This is a genomic window from Streptomyces sp. SAS_270, from assembly GCF_052543295.1.
Genome location: NZ_JBMNDS010000068.1, coordinates 1 through 18,381, shown reverse-complemented (window position 1 = coordinate 18,381; position 18,381 = coordinate 1). Strand labels below are relative to the sequence as shown.

At 71.2% G+C, this 18,381-nt stretch carries 19 protein-coding genes and 1 tRNA gene; 11 read left to right on the top strand and 9 right to left on the bottom strand.

All coding sequences use genetic code 11. The features are described from left to right. Nucleotides 1-48: 48 nt before the first annotated feature. The 3 genes from ACN6LB_RS33770 to ACN6LB_RS33760 are packed head-to-tail and all read right to left on the bottom strand — an operon-like array spanning nucleotide 49 to nucleotide 1,619. Nucleotides 49-708, bottom strand: a complete 660-nt coding sequence (locus ACN6LB_RS33770; protein ID WP_445029158.1) for an endonuclease — start codon at nucleotides 706-708, stop codon at nucleotides 49-51. Between the two features lie 45 nt (nucleotides 709-753). Beyond that, the gene (locus ACN6LB_RS33765; protein ID WP_445029156.1) at nucleotides 754-1,095 is read right to left on the bottom strand and encodes a DUF3140 domain-containing protein; all 342 of its coding nucleotides are present in this window, start codon (nucleotides 1,093-1,095) and stop codon (nucleotides 754-756) included. Nucleotides 1,096-1,136: 41 nt separating this feature from the next. Next, the gene (locus ACN6LB_RS33760) at nucleotides 1,137-1,619 is read right to left on the bottom strand and encodes a Dps family protein (protein WP_356134491.1); all 483 of its coding nucleotides are present in this window, start codon (nucleotides 1,617-1,619) and stop codon (nucleotides 1,137-1,139) included. A 231-nt stretch (nucleotides 1,620-1,850) separates the two neighbouring features. Here ACN6LB_RS33760 and ACN6LB_RS33755 point away from each other — a divergent pair, with 231 nt between their 5' ends. Then, on the top strand, nucleotides 1,851-2,624 hold the full coding sequence (locus ACN6LB_RS33755) for a sulfite exporter TauE/SafE family protein (RefSeq protein ID WP_445029155.1): 774 nt from the start codon (nucleotides 1,851-1,853) through the stop codon (nucleotides 2,622-2,624). Between the two features lie 21 nt (nucleotides 2,625-2,645). Further along, the gene (locus tag ACN6LB_RS33750) at nucleotides 2,646-3,392 is read left to right on the top strand and encodes a cobalt-precorrin-6A reductase (RefSeq protein ID WP_445029154.1); all 747 of its coding nucleotides are present in this window, start codon (nucleotides 2,646-2,648) and stop codon (nucleotides 3,390-3,392) included. Here the strand turns inward: ACN6LB_RS33750 and ACN6LB_RS33745 are convergent. The 4 genes from ACN6LB_RS33745 to ACN6LB_RS33730 all read right to left on the bottom strand — a co-directional run bounded on the left by ACN6LB_RS33745 (nucleotide 3,379) and on the right by ACN6LB_RS33730 (nucleotide 7,670). Next, nucleotides 3,379-3,879, bottom strand: a complete 501-nt coding sequence (locus tag ACN6LB_RS33745; RefSeq protein WP_445029153.1) for a hypothetical protein — start codon at nucleotides 3,877-3,879, stop codon at nucleotides 3,379-3,381. The genes ACN6LB_RS33750 and ACN6LB_RS33745 overlap by 14 nt on opposite strands. A 45-nt stretch (nucleotides 3,880-3,924) precedes the next feature. Then, nucleotides 3,925-6,009, bottom strand: coding sequence for an MDR family MFS transporter (locus ACN6LB_RS33740; RefSeq protein WP_445029152.1), 2,085 nt, complete (start codon nucleotides 6,007-6,009; stop codon nucleotides 3,925-3,927). Nucleotides 6,010-6,134: 125 nt separating this feature from the next. Then, on the bottom strand, nucleotides 6,135-6,905 hold the full coding sequence (gene cobF, locus ACN6LB_RS33735) for a precorrin-6A synthase (deacetylating) (RefSeq protein ID WP_356134503.1): 771 nt from the start codon (nucleotides 6,903-6,905) through the stop codon (nucleotides 6,135-6,137). A 204-nt stretch (nucleotides 6,906-7,109) separates the two neighbouring features. Next, nucleotides 7,110-7,670: a DUF309 domain-containing protein gene (locus ACN6LB_RS33730; RefSeq protein ID WP_445029151.1), complete on the bottom strand. Its 561-nt coding sequence runs from the start codon at nucleotides 7,668-7,670 to the stop codon at nucleotides 7,110-7,112. A 104-nt stretch (nucleotides 7,671-7,774) separates the two neighbouring features. On the opposite strand from ACN6LB_RS33730, the gene ACN6LB_RS33725 reads away from it, so the two are divergent. The 3 genes from ACN6LB_RS33725 to ACN6LB_RS33715 all read left to right on the top strand — a co-directional run bounded on the left by ACN6LB_RS33725 (nucleotide 7,775) and on the right by ACN6LB_RS33715 (nucleotide 10,140). Then, nucleotides 7,775-7,848: transfer RNA gene (locus tag ACN6LB_RS33725), tRNA-Pro, on the top strand. Between the two features lie 71 nt (nucleotides 7,849-7,919). Then, a complete protein-coding gene (locus ACN6LB_RS33720) occupies nucleotides 7,920-8,063 on the top strand; it encodes a hypothetical protein (RefSeq protein ID WP_445029150.1) in 144 nt (47 codons plus the stop codon). A gap of 61 nt (nucleotides 8,064-8,124) precedes the next feature. Further along, nucleotides 8,125-10,140 carry an oxidoreductase gene (locus ACN6LB_RS33715; protein WP_445029190.1) on the top strand — a complete coding sequence of 672 codons (2,016 nt, stop codon included), beginning with the start codon at nucleotides 8,125-8,127 and terminating at the stop codon, nucleotides 10,138-10,140. Between the two features lie 73 nt (nucleotides 10,141-10,213). Here ACN6LB_RS33715 and ACN6LB_RS33710 read toward each other — a convergent pair whose 3' ends face one another. Then, a complete protein-coding gene (locus ACN6LB_RS33710) occupies nucleotides 10,214-11,056 on the bottom strand; it encodes an SMP-30/gluconolactonase/LRE family protein (protein ID WP_445029149.1) in 843 nt (280 codons plus the stop codon). 230 nt (nucleotides 11,057-11,286) lie between these two features. Here ACN6LB_RS33710 and ACN6LB_RS33705 point away from each other — a divergent pair, with 230 nt between their 5' ends. Together ACN6LB_RS33705 and ACN6LB_RS33700 are read left to right on the top strand one after the other, a co-directional pair. Next, nucleotides 11,287-11,664 (top strand): hypothetical protein, encoded by a 378-nt coding sequence (locus tag ACN6LB_RS33705; RefSeq protein ID WP_445029148.1) that lies wholly within the window; start codon nucleotides 11,287-11,289, stop codon nucleotides 11,662-11,664. A 122-nt stretch (nucleotides 11,665-11,786) separates the two neighbouring features. Then, nucleotides 11,787-13,265: an alginate lyase family protein gene (locus ACN6LB_RS33700; protein ID WP_445029189.1), complete on the top strand. Its 1,479-nt coding sequence runs from the start codon at nucleotides 11,787-11,789 to the stop codon at nucleotides 13,263-13,265. Nucleotides 13,266-13,268: 3 nt separating this feature from the next. Here ACN6LB_RS33700 and ACN6LB_RS33695 read toward each other — a convergent pair whose 3' ends face one another. Next, nucleotides 13,269-14,123 carry a (2Fe-2S)-binding protein gene (locus ACN6LB_RS33695; protein WP_445029147.1) on the bottom strand — a complete coding sequence of 285 codons (855 nt, stop codon included), beginning with the start codon at nucleotides 14,121-14,123 and terminating at the stop codon, nucleotides 13,269-13,271. 210 nt (nucleotides 14,124-14,333) lie between these two features. Here ACN6LB_RS33695 and ACN6LB_RS33690 point away from each other — a divergent pair, with 210 nt between their 5' ends. The 4 genes from ACN6LB_RS33690 to ACN6LB_RS33675 all read left to right on the top strand — a co-directional run bounded on the left by ACN6LB_RS33690 (nucleotide 14,334) and on the right by ACN6LB_RS33675 (nucleotide 18,327). Next, on the top strand, nucleotides 14,334-15,326 hold the full coding sequence (locus ACN6LB_RS33690; protein WP_356134534.1) for a FecCD family ABC transporter permease: 993 nt from the start codon (nucleotides 14,334-14,336) through the stop codon (nucleotides 15,324-15,326). Beyond that, entirely contained in the window at nucleotides 15,323-16,372 is a 1,050-nt protein-coding gene (locus ACN6LB_RS33685; RefSeq protein ID WP_445029146.1) for a FecCD family ABC transporter permease, read from the top strand. The genes ACN6LB_RS33690 and ACN6LB_RS33685 overlap by 4 nt, the downstream gene beginning before the upstream one ends. Nucleotides 16,373-16,449: 77 nt before the next feature. After that, the gene (locus ACN6LB_RS33680; protein WP_356134515.1) at nucleotides 16,450-17,265 is read left to right on the top strand and encodes an ABC transporter ATP-binding protein; all 816 of its coding nucleotides are present in this window, start codon (nucleotides 16,450-16,452) and stop codon (nucleotides 17,263-17,265) included. A gap of 39 nt (nucleotides 17,266-17,304) precedes the next feature. Then, on the top strand, nucleotides 17,305-18,327 hold the full coding sequence (locus tag ACN6LB_RS33675; protein ID WP_445029145.1) for an ABC transporter substrate-binding protein: 1,023 nt from the start codon (nucleotides 17,305-17,307) through the stop codon (nucleotides 18,325-18,327). Nucleotides 18,328-18,381: the final 54 nt, after the last annotated feature.

The following is an 18,381-nucleotide window of genomic DNA, read 5'->3' as shown; positions in this document are numbered from 1 at the left end:
GCCGGCGCTGTCCCACCGTCGAATCACGTCTGCGCGGGCGTCGTCGACTCACGCGTGTGCGGAGGCGTCGTCAAGGATCTCCTGCGCCACGTTCTTGTCCAGCGCCGTCCGCACCAACGCCGCCGCGAACAGGGCCGGTTCGGTGGCGCCGGTGATCCTGGCCAACCGGCCGGGACTGTCCGGAAGGCCCAGGCGGCGCGCACCCTCCAGGGTCTTGGCGTCGAAGCGCGGCGCCACCTCCGGCCAGACGAGCTGGACCTCACGCAGGAAGATGTCCGCCCCGGCCGGCCCGAGGCCGGGCACCTCCTGGAGCAGCGCGCTCAGCCGCGCCATGTCCCCGTCGGCCTCGTCCCGCATACGCCGCAGGTCGCCGCCCCAACGATCCATCAGAAGTTGTGCTCCGTCGCCGAGTTGGGTAGACGTGCGCTCGTCGTAACGCCGGTAGCCGCCTCGGCCGAGGGCATCCACCCGCTCTTGCCAGGTCGCGGCCGCCATGCTCCGGGGATCGCGCAGGCCCGCCTCGGACAGGGCGCGCGCCGCCGCGACCGCGGTCGAGCTCCGGATGCGTGCGCTCAGCAGACACGCCAGCACGAGGAGGCGGTACAGCGGCTGCGGCGTGTTCCTCAGGCGGATGCCCGCCTCCTCGGCGTACGTGCGCCCGCACGAGGCGACGAGTCGCTCGATCACTTGCTGCTGTCTGGCGCCCATGGTCCAGGCCCCTTGTCGGGAGCGGCCGGCGTGGCTTCGACCAGCCTATGAATGGGGTGGCTTGAGGGGATCGTGCCCCACTGTCATCAGACGGTGGCGGCGCCGGGTGTCGTCGGCCTCGGGCTCGTTCGCCTCGTCCCGCTGAGCGGTGACGCTGTCCACGACCTCGTACATGACGCGGATGTCGTCGTCGGTGAGATCCGTGCGCCGCTTCTGCAGGATCGCGAGGACGTGCTGCCCGGTCGGCGTGCCCGCCTGTTCCGGCAGCGGCTCGGTCTCCTCGCCGGCGTCACGGACCCGCAGCCAGGTCGCCAGTTCCTGGGAGGTCATGTTCACCACGCGGTGGAACTCGGCCCACAGCGCGTCGAGTTCAAGGGCGTCCGTCATCGCGTACCCCTCTCATCCCTGTGCTCGTCGCGGAGTGCCGGTCAGTCGCCGGCCCGGCTGTTCTCGGCCTGGAACATCCAGAACTGCTTCTCCAGCTCGGCGGTGATGCCGATGAGCAGATCCTGGCTGACAAGATCGGACTCCTCGGTCGCCGCGATACGTTCGCGCAGCCGCCGGATCGCGGTCTCCAGCGCCTCCACGAGCAGGCTCACGACCTCGGTGTCCTGCAGCCAGCCGTCCTTGGGGACGGGCAGGGTGCCGCTCTGCGCCACGGTCTCGGGACGCCCGTCCGGCGGAACGCCGAGCGCCGCCGCACGCTCCGCCACCGTGTCGGCGTAGTCGCGTGCCGTGGCGACCACCTCGTCGAGCTGAAGATGGATCGTCCGGAACCGGGGACCCACGATGTTCCAGTGGGCCTGCTTCCCGATGAGTGAGAGTCCGAGAAGATCCACGAGGGTGTCCTGCAGCGCATCCCCGGTGACCTGTCGGGCCAGGTCGGAGAGCGTGCTCTTCACCACGGTCATACTGAGGTCCTCCTTGTGCCGTCGTCTGTGTCATCGCTCCCCGAGCTCCGTCACGGAACGGGGTGCCACCGGGCGCGGGCAGCGCACCGCCACCACTCCCTGAGGCGCGGGTGCCCAGGACAGCGGGGCGAAAACCGGTGCGCTACGTCCACGACCCCGCCGACCCACAGGTGTCACCTGTCGAGACGCTCCTGACGACGGCGGATGCGTGGGCCTAGCATCGGTTCCCGCATGAACACCATGACGCTCTGGCACCTGACTTCCTGGGAGTTCGCCGCTCTCGCCGCCGCGGCCCTGCTCGTCGGCTTCTCGAAGACCGCCGTGAGCGGGGCCAACACGGTCAGTCTCGCGATCTTCGCCGCTGTCCTGCCCGCCCGCGCCTCGACCGGCGTACTCCTGCCCATCCTCATCGTGGGCGACGTCCTCGCCGTGCTCACCTATCGGCGGCACGCCCACTGGCCGACGCTGTGGCGACTGTTCCCGGCGGTCGCCGCGGGCGTCGTCCTCGGCACGCTGTTCCTGGTGTGGGCCGACGACGGGGCCGTACGGACCTCGATCGGCGCGATCCTGCTGCTGATGGCGGCGGTCACGATGTGGCGCCGCCGGGCCGCCGTCCAGGACGCCGAGCCCGACGCGGTGACAACCCCCACAGGGCGGATCAAGGCCCGCTCCTACGGCATCCTCGGCGGCTTCACCACCATGGTCGCCAACGCGGGCGGCCCCGTCATGTCGATGTACCTCCTGTCGGCCGGCTTCCGGAAACTCGGCTTCCTCGGCACCTCGGCCTTCTTCTTCCTGATCGTCAACATCTCCAAGGTGCCCTTCAGCGTGGGCCTCGGCCTGATCGACGGGCACTCGCTGCTGCTGGACGCGGCGCTCGCGGTGTTCGTGGTGCCGGGTGCACTCCTCGGCAAGTGGGCCGTGACCCGGATCAACCAACGGCTTTTCGAACAGCTGGTCATCGCGGCGACGGTGGTGGGAGGGGTGCAGCTCCTGCTGCGCTGACGCTCTCGTAGGCTCGACGCCATGTCCCCGCACGTCCTGGTCCTCGGCGGTACCACCGAGGCGCGTGAACTCGCCGCCGCGCTCTCGGCGTGCCCCGGTGTGCGCGTGACCTCGTCGCTGGCGGGCCGGGTGTCCCGGCCGGGGCCGCTGCAAGGGGACGTACGCGTCGGTGGGTTCGGCGGGGCGCAGGGGCTGGCCGCCTGGCTGCGCGAGCACGAGGTGGACGCCGTCGTCGACGCCACACACCCCTTCGCCGAGGGCATCACGGCCAACGCGGCGGCGGCCGCGGCGGCGACCGGCATCCCGGACGTGGTGCTGCGCCGCCCGGGCTGGCGCCCCGAACCCGGGGACCGCTGGCATGCGGCGGCCTCCCTCAGCGAAGCTGCCGCGCTGCTGCCCTCGCTGGGCCGCCGCGTCTTCCTCACCACCGGCCGACTCGGCCTCGCGGCCTTCGCCGACCTGCCCGAACTCCACTTCCTCGTACGCTCCGTGGAGCCGCCCGAGCCACCGCTCCCCGCGCACACCGAAGTGCTGCTCGCCCGCGGCCCCTTCACGGTGGACGACGAGACCGCGCTCCTGCGCGAGCACCGCATCGACGTTCTGGTCACCAAGGACAGCGGGGGAGCGGCGACCGCGGCGAAGCTGGTGGCCGCGCGGGGGCTCGGCCTGCCCGTGGTGGTCGTACGACGTCCACCGCTGCCGGAGGGCACGGCCGCGGTCCCGGACGTACCGGGCGTACTGGAGCGGCTGGGCCTCAGGCTTCCGTGACGGACGCACGCATCCGGTCGACGGCGCGCAGCACCTCGTCCCGGTTCTTGGCGCTCTTGATCCAGGCGGGCAGCCGGGCGACGTAGGTCATCTTCCGCCCGTGCTCGTACCAGGGGCCCCGCTCCCGCAGCGAGGCCGCGGCGAACTGCCGGAGCAGCTCCAGGTGTTCGAGGTTGTACGCCCACAACCTGCCGTGACGGGTCCCCGTCCGGAGCCACAGCGGGACGCGGAAGTACGGGTCACGAGCGGGCGCGAGGGAGCTCCCGGAGAACATGACCGATCGTTCGGCCCATGTTCTGGACAGCCCGCAGGCGCGGCAGACGAGGCTTCGAGGATCGAACACCCCGGGCCGGGCGCCGGGTTCGGCCTCCGCGCGCGGCACGACATGAGCGATCCGCTCGCACCGCGGGCAGCGCACCAGAACCGAGTCCACGAACTGGTACTTCGTGTAGAGCGGGTCACGGAAACGGGTCGGTGCGGGGGACATGGACCGAGTATGCGGTCCGCGTGCCCTGCGCGGCACCCGGGTTTCTCAGTGGGCCGCGGCGACTGCCGCCGCCGGGGTGCGCCTCGGGAGTTCCTGGGCCAGGTCCTCTGCGAGGAGGCGCTTGGCGATGGTGTGGACGGCTGCGCGGAGGTCCTCGCTCGACGGGCGGCCGAGGTCCTGCTCGACGCGCTGAGCGAGCCAGCTGCCCCAGGCGTCGCCGATGACCTGTGCCTCGCGCTCGCCCGCCGGGGTGTGCGAGAAGAGGGTGCCTTCCCGGGTGAGGTAGCCCTCGTCGACCATGCGGTCGAAGACCGGCACCAGGATCTCGGGAGGCAGGTGGTGGCTGGCGGCGATCAGTCCGAGGTTGGCGTGCCCGACCAGCTTCGTGAACAGATGCACGTGCATCACCGCCCACGCGCCCGCCACGTCGAGCCGGGTGTCCGACTCGTTGACGATACGGCGCGTGGTTTCCAGCTCCGTACCGCCGATGATCTTTCCGACCGCGGCCTCCAGGACCCGCTGCGAGTCGGCGCCGGCCGGGGAGGCGAAGCCCTCTCCCATGTCGGTCGAGCCCATCCGGGCGCTGTCGCGCAGCTGTACCTGCTTGAGGAAGAGGGCGACGAGGAAGCCGAGGAGGGCGACCGGCACCGTCCAGAGGAACACGGTCTGGAGCGTGTCGGCGTACGCCTTGATGAGGGGTGCGGCCGCCGCCGACGGCAGGTCGTGCAGCCCCTCCGGGCTCTGGGAGGCCTTGGCGACGGTGGCGGGGTCCGCCGCGCCGGTCCCCGCGGCGGCCTTGACCCCGTCGGCGAGGTTCGTCTTCAACGTGTTCGTGTAGATCGTGCCGAACACAGCGGTGCCGAACGAACTGCCCAGCGTACGGAAGAAGGTGACGCCGGACGTCGCGGTGCCGAGGTCGGCGTAGTCGACGGTGTTCTGCACGGCGATCGTCAGCACCTGCATGCACAGGCCGATGCCGGTGCCCAGGATGAACATGTACAGCGACGCCAGCCACGCGCTGGTGTCCGGGCCCAGGAGCGAGAGCAGATACAGCCCGGCCGCCATCACCAGCGAACCGATGATGGGGAAGAGGCGATACTGCCCCGTCTTGCTGATCACGTTGCCGCTGAAGATGGACGCGATGAGCAGGCCGATCACCATGGGCAGTGTGCGCACGCCGGACACCGTGGCCGAGTCCCCGTCGACGTACTGCAGGAACGTCGGCAGGAACGTCATCGCGCCGAGCATCGCGAAGCCCACGATGAAGCTGAGGATCGAGCACACCGTGAAGACCGGGTTCCCGAACAGGCGCATCGGCAGCGTCGGTTCGGCGGCCCGCGTCTCGGCCCAGCAGAACAGGCCGAGGGCGATCACTCCGCCCGCGAAGAGGCCGATGATCGTCGCCGAGCCCCACGCGTACTCGTTGCCGCCCCAACTCGTCGCCAGGATCAGGGAGCTGGCGCCGATGGTGACGAAGGCGATGCCGAGGTAGTCGATGACGGGGCGGGCCGCCGACTTCACCACGGGGATGGTGCGGGCCGCGGCGACGACCACGACGATCGCGATGGGCACGTTGACGTAGAAGGCCCACCGCCAGGTCAGATGGTCGGTGAACAGACCGCCCAGGAGCGGCCCGATGACGGTCGCCACGCCGAAGACGGCGCCGATCGCGCCCTGGTACTTGCCGCGCTCGCGCAGCGGAATGACGTCCGCGATGAGCGCCATCGCGGTGACCATCAGACCGCCCGCGCCGATTCCCTGCATCGCCCGCCAGGCGATCAGCAGCGACATGTTGGTGGCCAGACCGCACAGGAACGAACCGGTGATGAAGATGATCGCCGACGCCTGGAAGACCACCTTGCGGCCGAACAGGTCACCGAACTTGCCGACCAGCACCGTCGCAACGGTCTCGGCCAGCAGATACGACGTCACCACCCACGACATGTGGGAGGCGCCGCCCAGGTCCGACACGATCGTCGGCAGGGCGGTCCCCACGATCGTCTGGTCCAGGGCCGCCAGGAGCATGCCCAGCATGATCGTCACGAAGACGACGTTGCGGCGCCGCTTGTCCAGCACCGGTGGAGCGGCGGCCTCGGCAGCGGGCGGCGCGGATTCCTGGGTGGTCGTCACATCGCCACTTTCACACCGGCGGGCGTGGCGCGCATGCGGAACGACCCGCCCGGCGTACCCTGCCCCGCCCCGTGCGACGCCGGGCCTCCTCGCGGGGCCCAGCCGTCGCGCAGAACGGAACCGAACTACCCTCGCGGATTCCTGCGCAGCAGATACGTGTCCATGATCCAGCCCTTGCGCTCCCGGGCCTCGGCACGCAGCCGCTCGATGCGGGGGGCTGCCTCGGCGAGGGGGCCGGAGGCCAGGATCTCGTCGGGCGTGCCGATGTAGGCGCCCCAGTAGATGTCGATGTCCTCTTCGGCGTACTGCCGGAAGGCCTGGTGGGCGTCCAGCATGACCACGACGTCGTCGACGCCCTCCGGGAAACCCTCCGCGAGACGGCGGCCCGTGGTGATCTGGACCGGACGCGCGACCCGGTTCAGCCCCGTGCGGTGCCTGGCGACGAGCGCGGAGACGCTGCTGATGCCCGGCACGACGTCGTACGCGAAGTCCACCGCGCCCCGGGCGAGGACCTCCTCCAGGATCCCGAGCGTGCTGTCGTACAGCGCGGGGTCGCCCCACACCAGGAACGCGCCGCTCTCGTCCTCGCCCAGCTCCTCGGTGATGAGCCGCTCGAAGATGTCCGCCCGGGCGCTGCGCCAGTCCCCGACCGCCGGCGAGTACGCCGAGCCCCCGGCCGAGCGGTCGCGGTCCGGGTCGCGCGCCTCGACCAGTCGGTATGCCCCGTCCGGTATGTGCGCGTCGAGGATGTCACGCCGCAGCTGCACGAGGTCCGACTTCACCTCGCCCTTGTCCAGGATGAAGAACACGTCCGTGCTCTTCAGCGCCTTGACCGCCTGCAGGGTGAGCTGGTCGGGATCGCCCGCGCCAATACCGATGACATGAATCTTTCGCACGCCCCGAGTCTGCCGCACGCCACTGACAACGGATGCACCGCACCCGGGATGGGTGCGGTGCATACATGTGGCGCTGCCGCGGGATGCGCGCGGCGACCTGCGTCCGCGGCCTCCCGGTGTCCGGCGCACGCCGTCCCGCGCGGCCCCGGTCTCAGGCGCAATCTGGCTACGCGCGGCCCCGATGTGCAGCACGTACGCCGTTGCTCAGGCCGCGTCCCCGCCGCCCAGCCGGGGCGCCCACACACGCGCGTCGACCGCCGCCCCCTCGCTCTCCAGGACGCCCGCCAACTCCCGTGCCCACACGGCCAGATGAGGGAGGTCGATGCCGTACGGGCGCTCCTGCCCCGCCGTCGTGCACCACTCCTCGGCCGCGTCCGCCCCGCGCCGCAGCAGCCTGGCGCCGCCCGTGATGTTGCCGCGTGCCGCGTGGGTGAGGCCCACCGCGAGCTGGGCGAGGCCCCGCCACAGTCCGCGCTCGTCCTCCGGACCCGACTTCCACGCGTCCTCGAACACCTCGTGGGCGTGGAAGGGCTTGCCCGCCGTCAGCAGGGCCTGAGCTTCGGCGACGGTCGCCCCGGGTGTGCGGACGACGCCCTCCGGCTGCCGTTCGACGCCCTCGGTGCCGTACGGCAGCGGTCTGCCCAGGCCGTCCCGCGGCCGGGCGCTGCGAGCCCGCCCCTCCACGTCCCGGTCGCGCCCCGCGTCGGCCCCGGCCCCGGGCGCGGTGTGCGGGTCGCTCGTACCTCCCCTGCTGTTCACACTCATACGGCGATTGTCGCGCGCTGTCCGGGACGACGCTGAGGGCACCCTCCGCGGTGCGGTAGTGTTGTCCTGCGCGATCACGCGGGTCACCGCGACGAAAAGCGCACCGGGACGTGGCGCAGCTTGGTAGCGCACTTGACTGGGGGTCAAGGGGTCGCAGGTTCAAATCCTGTCGTCCCGACGGTGCGAAGGGTCTTCGCAGGCGAGAGCCTGTGGGGGCCTTTTTCGTTTTGGCCGGGCGCCTGTGCACCTGTGCGCCAGAGCACCGCGGCCCGCGAGAGGCTCGCCGACGGCATCTCCTGCCAGGTCTGCCCGTCGGCCGCCGGCCCTCCGTACTACGACGACTCCCCGCACGCCTCCGTGACTGGCCTCACCCTTCACGCCTTGTGCAACTAGTTGCATAAGGCGTTGTTCGTCGTCTACAACAGAGGACATGACACCCCGTACGGAGGCCCCCGTGAGCCGCTACCCGCACCTGCTGAACCCGCTCGACCTGGGCTTCACCACGCTGCCCAACCGGGTACTCATGGGCTCCATGCACGTGGGGCTGGAGGAGGCCGACGGCGGCTTCGAGCGCATGGCGGAGTTCTACGCCGCCCGGGCACGCGGCGGAGTGGGACTCATCGTCACCGGCGGTATAGCCCCCAACGACGCCGGCCGGCCGGGCGAGGGCGGGGCGAAGATGACCACCGAGGCGGAGGCCGAGGAGCACACCGCCATCACCGCCGCGGTGCACGGCGCGGGCGGGAAGATCGCGATGCAGATCCTGCACTTCGGGCGGTACGCCTACCACCCGGACCTGGTCGCGCCGAGCGCCCTGCAGGCGCCGATCAGCCCGTTCGTGCCGCGCGCACTGACCGGGGACGAGGTCGAGCAGACCATCGAGGACTACGCCCGCGCGGCCCGGCTGGCCCGGCAGGCGGGGTACGACGGTGTCGAGATCATGGGCTCCGAGGGCTACCTGATCAACGAGTTCATCGCCCGGCAGACCAACCAGCGCACCGACAGCTGGGGCGGCTCGTACGAGAACCGCATGCGCTTCCCCGTGGAGATCGTGCGGCGGGTGCGCGAGGCGGTCGGCGACGACTTCATCATCATCTACCGCCTGTCGATGCTGGACCTGGTCCCGGGCGGATCCTCGCTGGACGAGGTGATCACGCTCGCCCGCGCCGTGGAGGCCGCCGGAGCGACGATCATCAACACCGGCATCGGCTGGCACGAAGCCCGTATCCCGACGATCGCGACGTCGGTGCCGCGCGGTGCGTACGCCTGGGTGACCAAGAAGGTCATGGGCGCCGTCTCGGTCCCGCTGGTGACGACCAACCGCATCAACACCCCAGAGATCGCCGAGGAGTTGCTCGCCGAGGGACACGCCGACCTGGTGTCGATGGCCCGGCCGATGCTGGCCGACCCCGACTTCGTCGCCAAGGCCGCGGCGGGCCGCCCCGAGGCGATCAACACCTGCATCGGCTGCAACCAGGCCTGCCTCGACCACACGTTCAGCGGCCGGATCACCTCCTGCCTGGTCAACCCGCGCGCCTGCCACGAGACGGAGCTTGTGCTGTCCCCGACCCGCCGCAGCAAGCGCGTCGCCGTGGTCGGCGCCGGCCCGGCGGGCCTGGCCTGCGCGGTCTCCGCGGCGGAGCGCGGCCACGACGTCACGCTCTACGACGCGGCGGGCGACATCGGCGGCCAGCTGAACGTGGCCCGCAAGGTGCCCGGCAAGCAGGAGTTCGACGAGACGATCCGCTACTTCCGCACCCAGCTCCAGGACCACGGCGTGGACGTACGGCTGAACACCCCCGTCGCCGCCGGGGACCTGGCCGGCTTCGACGAGGTCGTCGTCGCCACCGGCGTCAGCCCGCGCACCCCCGACATCGAGGGCGTCGACCACCCCAGCGTCGTCGGCTACCTCGACGTGCTGCGCGACGGAGCCCCGGTCGGCGACCGTGTCGCCATCCTCGGCGCCGGCGGCATCGGCTTCGACGTCGCCGAATACCTGACCGACGCCGGCGACAAGGCGAGCGAGGACCCGGCGACGTACTTCCGTGCCTGGGGCGTCGACATGGACTACCGGGCCCCCGGCGGCCTCGCCGCGCCCGAGCGGCCCGCCCCGCCGCGAACGGTCCACCTGCTGCAGCGCAAGGCCAGCAAGGTCGGCGCCGGCCTGGGCAAGACCACCGGGTGGATCCACCGCACCGAGCTCAAGCACCGCGGCGTCACCATGGTCCCCGGTGTCCAGTACGACCGGATCGACGACGCGGGGCTGCACGTCACCGTCGAGGGGACCAGCCAGGTCCTGGAGGTCGACACCATCGTGCTGTGCACCGGGCAGGAGCCGCGCCGGGACCTGTACGAGGAGCTCAGGGCCGCGGGCCGCACCGTGCACCTGATCGGCGGCGCCGACGTGGCCGCCGAACTGGACGCCAAGCGTGCCATCAAGCAGGGCACGGAAGTGGCCGCCGCTCTGTAGCCGGTCGCCGGACGTCGGTCGAGGGGCCCCTCGGTTCACCGATGAGGGCCCGGCGACTGCGGCCCCGCCGAGGTCACGGCCACCCCGCGCCCGGGACCTCCACGTCGACGGCCAGTACCTGGCCGGTTCCGGCGGGCACCATCTCGCTCGCGGTCATGCCCTGCCATTGGGCGGTCACGACGAAGAGGGTGGTGCCGTCGGGGCCGCCGAGGGCGCAGGCGAAGCCGCCGCGGTCCAGTTCGACGGTGTGCAGGACCTTGCCGCCCTCGGCGACGCGTACGCACCGCCGGTTGGGGACGTCGGCGTACCAGACGGCCTGGTGCGCGTCGATGCAGATGCCGTCCGGTGTGCCCTCGCCGAGGTCGGCCCAGACACGCCGACGGGAGAGGCTGCCGTCCCCCTCGATGTCGAAGGCGACCAGGCTGTGCCGGTAGGAGTCCGCGACGATCAGTGTCGAGTTGTCGGGCGTCACCGCCATCCCGTTGGGGAACGCGATGTCGTCGGCGACCTGGGTGACCGAGCCGTCCGGAGTGACCAGGTGGACGAAGCCGGGCTTGGACGCCTCCCCGGCCATCGGATCGAAGTCAACGCGGTTGACGTAGGCGTTGCCGCGGCCGTCCACCAGGATGTCGTTCCAGCCGGGCCTGCCGAGATCCGCGTACGCGACGAGCGTCCCGTCGGGCTCCCGGCGCAGCAGCAGACCGTCCCGCGACGACACGATCAGCAGCTCTTCGGCCGGGGTCCAGGCGGTGCACAGGGGCAGCGACCGGACCTGTGCGACCACCTCGCTGCGGCCGTCGAGATCCAACGCGAGGACCTCGCCCGCGGTCCAGTCGGAGAAGTACAGCCGGTCACCGTGCCAGCGCGGCGATTCCACCAGCCCCCGCCCCGTGAGCAGTGTGCGTACCTCGCTCATGACGGTCACGTCCCTTCGCTCGCGTCGACATGTTGCCGGCGTCTCACTCTCCACACGAACGGGCAGCGCCGAAATCGACACGCGCCGGGGAATCGCCGAGGGCTTGGACAGTTCCACCAGGATCGAAAAGATCGACCGAGGTGCCCGCGCTCGGCAGAGTGGCCGTGGACCACGTCCATCGACACATCTTGATCGTTCGCCGCTCGGCGGACACCGACTCGGGGGTAGCCATGCGTAAGCAGAAGAAGATCGGCGCGGCGTTGGCGACGGCGGCGCTGGCCGTGGGGTTCGGCGCGGTGGCGGCACCGTCCGCCCACGCCGCCTCGGGCTGTTGGACCAGTGACAGCATCCACTGGTACTGCAACAACGTCTCCGGCGCAGCGGTCTACGGCATCATCGGCAACAACCACTCCTACCCGGATCCCCACACGATCGTGGGCCGCATGTACTCCAACCCGAGCTGGTTCTACTGCAAGGAGGACGGCCAGGCCTGGGTCGGTGGACCGCACCCGACGCGCTGGCTGATGACGAAGGCCGACAACGGGCAGCTGGGTTTCATGAAGGACACCGCGATCTACAGCGAGACGGACCCCGTCCCGAACTGCTGAGTTTCTGTTATCCCTGAGCGGCCCGCGCGTCTCCACTCCGTACGGGACCCCCACCCCTCAGGAGTGAGCGCGTGAACCAGGACAGCAGCGGACGCCCGATCACCCGGCGCGGAGCGCTTCGCATGGCGGGTGCCGTCACGGTGGTGGGCGCCGGTGCCGCCGCGCTCGGCGGCACCGTCCTTGCTCCCGGCGCGGCGGCCGCCGGGGCGTTCGCGCATCCGGGGATGCTGCACACCCGGGCCGACCTGGAGCGGATGGCTGCCAAGGTGAAGGCGGGCAGCGGCCGTTGGAAGGCGGGCTTCGCCAAGCTCGTGGCCAACCGGCATGCACAGAGCGGCTGGACGCCGAATCCGCAGGCGACGGTGTACCGGGGCTCGGGAAGTCCCCAGAACTACGTCACGCTCTACAACGACATCCACGCCGCCTACCAGAACGCCCTGCGTTGGCACGTCAGCGGCGACACCGCCCACGCCGACACCGCCGTCGCCATCCTCAACGCCTGGTCGGCGAAGCTGACCCAGCTCGACGGCAGCGCGGACCGGTTCCTTGCGGCAGGTCTGTACGGCTATCAGTTCGCCAACGCCGCCGAACTCGTCCGCGACCGCGACGGCTTCGAACTGGCCCGCTTCCAGAAGATGATGCAAGAGGTCTTCGCGCCGCTCAGCGAGGACTTCCTCGTCAACCACAACGGCGCCTACTCCACCAACTACTGGGCCAACTGGGACCTGACCGCCATCGCCTGTGTTCTCGCCATCGGCATCCTCTGCGACGACCGCGACCAAGTCGGTCGCGCGGTCGCGTACTTCAAGCACGGCGAGGGCATGGGCTCCGTCAAGAACGCGATCCCGGTCGTGTACGGCGACGGTCTCGCCGAGTGGGTCGAGGCGGGACGCGACCAGGGCCACGCCCTGCTCGGTGTGGGCCTGATGGGGACCATCTGCGAGATGGCCTGGAACCAGGGCATCGACCTGTACGGATACGACGACAACCGCTTCCTCAAGGGCGCCCAGTACGTGGCCAAGTGGAGCATGGGCGGGGATGTGCCGTACACCGCCAACACCCGCAGGAAGGGCGCCCCGGGCGTGTGGTCGGGAGCGGAGACCGCGAGCCGCGCGGCCGCCGTGGACCCGGCGATGACCCGGCCGATCTGGGCAATGATCGCCAACCATTACACCAAGCGCCGGGGTCTTTCCGCGCCCTACGTCACCCAGATCGCGGCCAAGGTGGCGCCCGAGGGAGGCGGTGGCGACTACGGCCCCAACAGCGGGGGATTCGACCAACTCGGCTTCGGGACGCTGACGTTCAGCCGGGACGCAGGGGAGGTCTCTGTGCCGAGGAGCACGCCGGGCCCGACCGGCACCGGCACCGGCACCGGCACCGGTACGACAGCCACTCCTTCGGCGACCGGGTCGTCGGCCGCCTCCGCCTCGCCGTCCGCGTCCGGAGCCGCGGGTGCGCGGCCGCAGGGCGGTGACTCCGGCGGCGGCGACCTGGCACTCAGCGGTGCCGGAGGCATCACCGCCATCGCGGGCACCGGTGTCCTGGCCCTTGCGGCCGGCTTCTACGCGCTGCGGCGACGCCAGGCGGGCGGTCAGGAGTAGGCGTCAGACTTCCAGCCTGCGCAGCCGTTCGGCGTCGCAGGTCCGGGGGCAGGTGATGCAGGCCTCCGCGGGGCGGACGGTGTACTGGAGGCAGCACCCCGTGCGGGTGCGGGTCGGGTGCAGTCGGCCGTCCGCGCCCGTGAGCCGGCGGAAGTCCGCGCCGCCGGGGAACGGCGCCTCGGCGGAGGGCAGCAGGGCGGTGGCGGCCCGCACGGCGTCGCCTTCCTCGCCGAGTGCGCGGCCGAGATACCAGATCCCCGACACGAGGTCGTCGGCGACCATGCCCCACAGGGCGCGCGGTCCGCGCCTGGCGATGGGGCCGAGCGCGGACAGGAGCGGCCGCATGTGGTCGGCGACCGCCGTCCTCAACTCGGCGTGCAGCGACTGCTCGTGGGGCACGACGCGGGCGCCCGGGAGGCGGGCGGCCGGGTCGTCGGGCAGACACACCAGCTCGGACCCCGGCGTGATCATGAACACACCGGACGCGAGGTCGAGCCGTACGTCCTGGGGCCGGAGCAGCGGCACCCGCCGCTCCAGGTACCAGACCCCGCTCATCAGCAGACCGACCGACCACGCGTAGTCGTGGAGAGCGCGGGACGCGGCGACGTCCCGGCGCGCGGTGTGCCCGTAGCGGTCGTGGATCCGCCGGGCCTCGGCCTCGACGAATGCGTCGGCCGCCTCCTGATGGTCAATCAATTCAGCCCCGGTGACGCCGACTTGGTTACCCTCCGCGCTCCCGTCCGCGACATGCACGGTCAGTGCCTCGCAGAGGTCGCCCAGGCGCCGGTAGGCGTCGGAGAGGAGCCCGGGCACGCCGTGCGGGACGGCGGTCGGCGGGGTCTCCAGGGCCACGGTCATCGGTACTCCTGAGCATGAGACGTCATTGCGGGATCCATAGGTAAGCCTTACCTTACTCAAAGGATCACGCGGACGACTTCGGGGGTGCGGATGTGTCGACGGCCGGAAGGTGTGCACGTCACAGCCATTCCATGGCTGGTTGAAAAGTAAAGCATGCCTAACCTAAGCTCACGTTTTGTGACTGCGACCGAACGGGCCGCACCCACGGGTGTGCCCTTCCGTGCCTTCCGGCACATTCCCCTGTTCCTCACCGGCATCGGTGCCCTGCTGCTCTGCGCGGCGCTGAGCCTCGCCCTCGGAGCCCGCTCCATCCCCCTGCCCACCGTGGCCGACGCGCTGTTCGGCCATGCTCAGGGGCGTGACGCGCTCGTGGTGACCGGGCTGCGGCTGCCGCGTACCGTCATCGGTCTCGCGGTCGGTGCCGCGCTCGGAGTCGCCGGTGCGGTCGCCCAGGGCATCACGCGCAACCCGCTCGCCTCCCCGACCACCCTCGGTATCAACGCGGGTGCCGGATTCGCGGTCGTCGTCGCCATCTTCGCGCTGCATCTCACCAGCCCCGTCGAGTACCTGTGGTTCGCCTTCGCAGGAGCGGCCGCGGCCGCACTGTTCGCCCAGGCGCTCGCCCGGCGTGCCGGGGACATCGACCCCGTACGGCTCGCGCTCGGCGGCACCGTGCTCCAACTCGTCCTGATCTCCTGGACGTCCGCGGTCATGCTGGCCAGCCAACGGACCCTGGATGAGGCGCGGTTCTGGCTGGCCGGATCACTGTCAGGACGTACCTTCGACGTCCTGTGGCCGGTGCTGCCGACCCTGGTGCTCGGACTGATCGTCGCCATGGCCGTGGCGCCCGCCCTCAACGCCCTTGCGCTGGGCGACGATTCGGCGCAGGCGCTCGGTGTGCCGGTGGCCAGGATCCGGCTGGCCGGAGGCATCGCGGTGGTCCTGCTCGCAGGATCCGCTGTCGCCGTGGCCGGTCCGGTCGCCTTCATCGGGCTCGCCGCTCCCCACCTCGTACGACCACTGCTGGGCGGCGACCACCGGCTGCTGGTGCCCGGCTGTCTGATCGCCGGACCGCTGCTGCTGCTCTCCGCCGACGTCCTCGGACGTCTCGTGGTGCGGCCCTCGGAGCTGGAGGTCGGCATCGTCACCGCCTTCCTCGGCGCCCCCCTGCTGGCGCTCCTCGCACGGAAGGTGGCCCGATGACCGCCGTGCTCACGGGAGTCGTACGAGGCGGCCGAGCCCGTACCCGCCACCGTCGCCGTGTCCTCGCGTACGGCGTCTGCGCTCTTCTCCTGCTTCTCGTCCTGCTCACCGTCGCCCTGACCACGGGAGAGATGCGGCTGCCCGCGACCACCGCGCTGCGGGCGCTGTTCGGGCTCGGGGACTCCGGTGACGTGCTCGTGGTGCAGCAGTTCCGTGCGCCCCGGGCCGTGGCGGCGATCGTCGCCGGTGCCGGACTCGGCGCCGCCGGCAGCGTCCTGCAGCGGCTGTTCCGCAACCCGCTCGCCTCACCCGATGTCATGGGCGTGACCGGAGGGGCCTCGCTCGGCGCGGTCGCGCTGGTCGCCGCCGGTGCCTCGCAGACGCTCATCCCGCTCGGCGCGCTGGCGGGCGGTCTCCTCGCCGCCCTGCTGCTCGGCGTCTTCGCCTGGCGCTCCGGGCTCGCCGTCACCCGGCTCGTTCTCATGGGACTGGCGGTGCAGGCGGGCCTCGCCGCCGCGGTGAACCTGATGATCGTGCGCTTCCCGGCCGAGCTGGCCGGTTCGGCGCTCCAGTGGACGACCGGGTCCGTGTACGGACGCACATGGACCGAGGTGTGGGGCGCGAGCGGCGCCATGGCGCTCGCGCTGATCGCCACCTTCGCCCTGCACCGCTCGCTCGCCGTGCTCGACCTGGGCGACGACTCCGCGGGCGCCCTCGGCCTGCGTACCTCCACAGCGCGCCTCCAACTCCTCCTCATCGCCGTGGTGTTGGCCTCGCTGGCCGCCGCGCTCGCCGGTCCCGTGACCTTCGTGGCGCTCGCCGTACCCCACCTCGTGCGGTTCGTCACGGGACCGCCGACCGCCGGCTCGCTGGCCCTGGCCGCTCTCACCGGAGCCGCCCTGCTGCTCGCCTCCGACCTGGTGGTGCAGCACCTGCTGCCCGTCGAAGGGCTCCCGGTCGGCGCGGTCACCGCGACGCTCGGTGCCCCCTGGCTGCTGGTGCTGATGTTCCGCCAGAGCGCCCCCGTCCACCGGAGCCAGACATGACTCGCCCCCAGGAGTCGGCCATGACCCGTCCGCAGAAGTCAGCCACGACTCGTCCGACCCGTCTGCAGGAGCCGGCGATGACCGCCGCCAACCAGCTCTCCACGCAGGGCCTCGACCTGCGCTACGGCGACCGGCTCGTGGTCGGCGGCCTCGATCTGACGCTGCCCGGCGGCGCCGTCACCGCGATCGTCGGCCCCAACGCCTGTGGAAAGTCCACCCTGTTGCGCGGCCTGAGCCGACTGCTCGCACCGGCCGCCGGGACCGTGGCCCTCGACGGCGCCGACATCCACCGGCTGTCCGCACGTGCGCTCGCCCGCCGGATGGGGCTCCTGCCGCAGCAGCCGGTCACCCCGGAGGCGATCACCGTCGAAGCACTCGTACGACTCGGCCGCTATCCGCACCAGCGGCTGCTGAGCCCCTGGTCCGCCGCCGACCAGACGGCGGTCGAGAACGCCCTGGAGCGCACCGGCACGGCGGAGCTGCGCGACCACCCCGTCGACCAGCTCTCCGGCGGTCAGCGCCAACGCGCCTGGATCGCCCTCGCGTTGGCCCAGGACACCGAACTGCTGCTGCTCGACGAGCCCACCACCTTCCTCGACCTGCGGCACCAGCTCGACGTACTCGACCTGGTCGCCGCGCTGCACGCCGAGGCCGGCCGCACCGTGGTCATGGTGCTGCACGACCTCGGACAGGCCGCCCGCTACGCGGACCACATGGTGGTCCTCAAGGACGGGCGCCTCGCCGCCGCCGGAACACCCGCCGACGTACTCGACGCGGAGCTGGTCAAGGCCGTGTTCGACGTGGACTGCCGGGTGATTCCCGACCCGGAGACCGGCACACCGCTGGTCGTCCCCAGGAGCAGTGCCCTACGGCGCACCACCGCGTCCGCCTGACCCGCACCTCCGTACCCCTACGAGAAAGACGAACCCCCCATGCTCTTGCGATCCCCCCTGCGCGGAATCGGCCGGCTCCTCGCCGTGCTGCTCGCCGTCGTGCTCGGCACCGCGGCGCTGGCCGCCTGCGGCAGCGACAAGGACTCCGGCACCAAGGACGACGCGGCGAACGCCGGTGCCGCGTCCGCCGGATTCCCGCGCACCCTCAAGACCGTGATGGGTGACGTGAAGATCCCGTCCAAGCCGAAGAAGGTCGTCGTACTCGACACCGGCGAGCTGGACGACGTCACCCTGCTCGGCATCGACCCGGTCGGCGCCGTCGCCCCGCACTTCAAGACGGAGGGCGGCTTCCCGACCTACCTGAAGGGCGAGTTGGACGGCACCAAGGACGTCGGCCCGCTGCTGGAGCCGAACCTCGAACTGATCGCCTCGCTCAAGCCCGACCTGATCCTGTCCTCCAAGGTCCGGCACGAGAAGGTCTACGACAAGCTCAGCGCGATCGCCCCGACCGTCTTCACCGAGACCACCGGCGGCCCCTGGAAGGCCAACCTGAAGGTGCACGCCAAGGCGCTCGGCCTGGAGAGCGAGGCCGCGGCGAAGCTCAAGGAGTACGAGACCCGCGCCAAGGCGCTCGGCGCGGCCATCAAGAAGAAGGACGGCGTCACGATGCCGACCGCGTCGGTCGTCCGTTTCATCGCCGGACCGACCCGCCTGTACCAGTCCAACTCCTACAGCGGCATCGTTCTGAACGACATCGGCCTCAAGCGCCCGGCCTCCCAGGTCTCCGACGACCCGGACGTGACCATGAAGGACGTCAGCCCCGAGCAGATCGACCGTGCGGACGCCGACCTGATCTTCGTCACCACCGCCGACACCCCGGACAAGACCCAGCAGAAGGCCGTCACCTCCAACCCGGTCTGGAAGGACCTGGGCGCCGTCAAGAACAAGAAGGTCTTCGAGGTTCCGGACGAGACCTGGATGTCCGGCATCGGCGTTCAGGCGGCCGAGCAGATGCTCGCCGACGTGGCCAAGGCCACCGGCGTGGACCTTCCGGCGAAGTAACTCCCGCTCGGAGGTGGGGGGTTGCGGGGCGGGGCCGCAGTTCAGGTGCGGCCC

Excerpts from the sequence above, each read along its gene's own strand:
- ACN6LB_RS33685 (WP_445029146.1), top strand. The coding sequence starts at position 15,323 with ATGACCGCCGTGCTCACGGGAGTCGTACGAGGCGGCCGAGCCCGTACC.
- ACN6LB_RS33730 (WP_445029151.1), bottom strand. The coding sequence starts at position 7,670 with ATGAGTGTGAACAGCAGGGGAGGTACGAGCGACCCGCACACCGCGCCC.
- ACN6LB_RS33755 (WP_445029155.1), top strand. The coding sequence starts at position 1,851 with ATGAACACCATGACGCTCTGGCACCTGACTTCCTGGGAGTTCGCCGCT.
- ACN6LB_RS33695 (WP_445029147.1), bottom strand. The coding sequence starts at position 14,123 with ATGACCGTGGCCCTGGAGACCCCGCCGACCGCCGTCCCGCACGGCGTG.
- ACN6LB_RS33770 (WP_445029158.1), bottom strand. The coding sequence starts at position 708 with ATGGGCGCCAGACAGCAGCAAGTGATCGAGCGACTCGTCGCCTCGTGC.
- ACN6LB_RS33750 (WP_445029154.1), top strand. The coding sequence starts at position 2,646 with ATGTCCCCGCACGTCCTGGTCCTCGGCGGTACCACCGAGGCGCGTGAA.
- ACN6LB_RS33680 (WP_356134515.1), top strand. The coding sequence starts at position 16,450 with ATGACCGCCGCCAACCAGCTCTCCACGCAGGGCCTCGACCTGCGCTAC.
- ACN6LB_RS33705 (WP_445029148.1), top strand. The coding sequence starts at position 11,287 with ATGCGTAAGCAGAAGAAGATCGGCGCGGCGTTGGCGACGGCGGCGCTG.
- ACN6LB_RS33765 (WP_445029156.1), bottom strand. The coding sequence starts at position 1,095 with ATGACGGACGCCCTTGAACTCGACGCGCTGTGGGCCGAGTTCCACCGC.
- ACN6LB_RS33700 (WP_445029189.1), top strand. The coding sequence starts at position 11,787 with ATGGCGGGTGCCGTCACGGTGGTGGGCGCCGGTGCCGCCGCGCTCGGC.
- ACN6LB_RS33760 (WP_356134491.1), bottom strand. The coding sequence starts at position 1,619 with ATGACCGTGGTGAAGAGCACGCTCTCCGACCTGGCCCGACAGGTCACC.
- ACN6LB_RS33675 (WP_445029145.1), top strand. The coding sequence starts at position 17,305 with ATGCTCTTGCGATCCCCCCTGCGCGGAATCGGCCGGCTCCTCGCCGTG.
- ACN6LB_RS33745 (WP_445029153.1), bottom strand. The coding sequence starts at position 3,879 with ATGTCCCCCGCACCGACCCGTTTCCGTGACCCGCTCTACACGAAGTAC.
- ACN6LB_RS33710 (WP_445029149.1), bottom strand. The coding sequence starts at position 11,056 with ATGAGCGAGGTACGCACACTGCTCACGGGGCGGGGGCTGGTGGAATCG.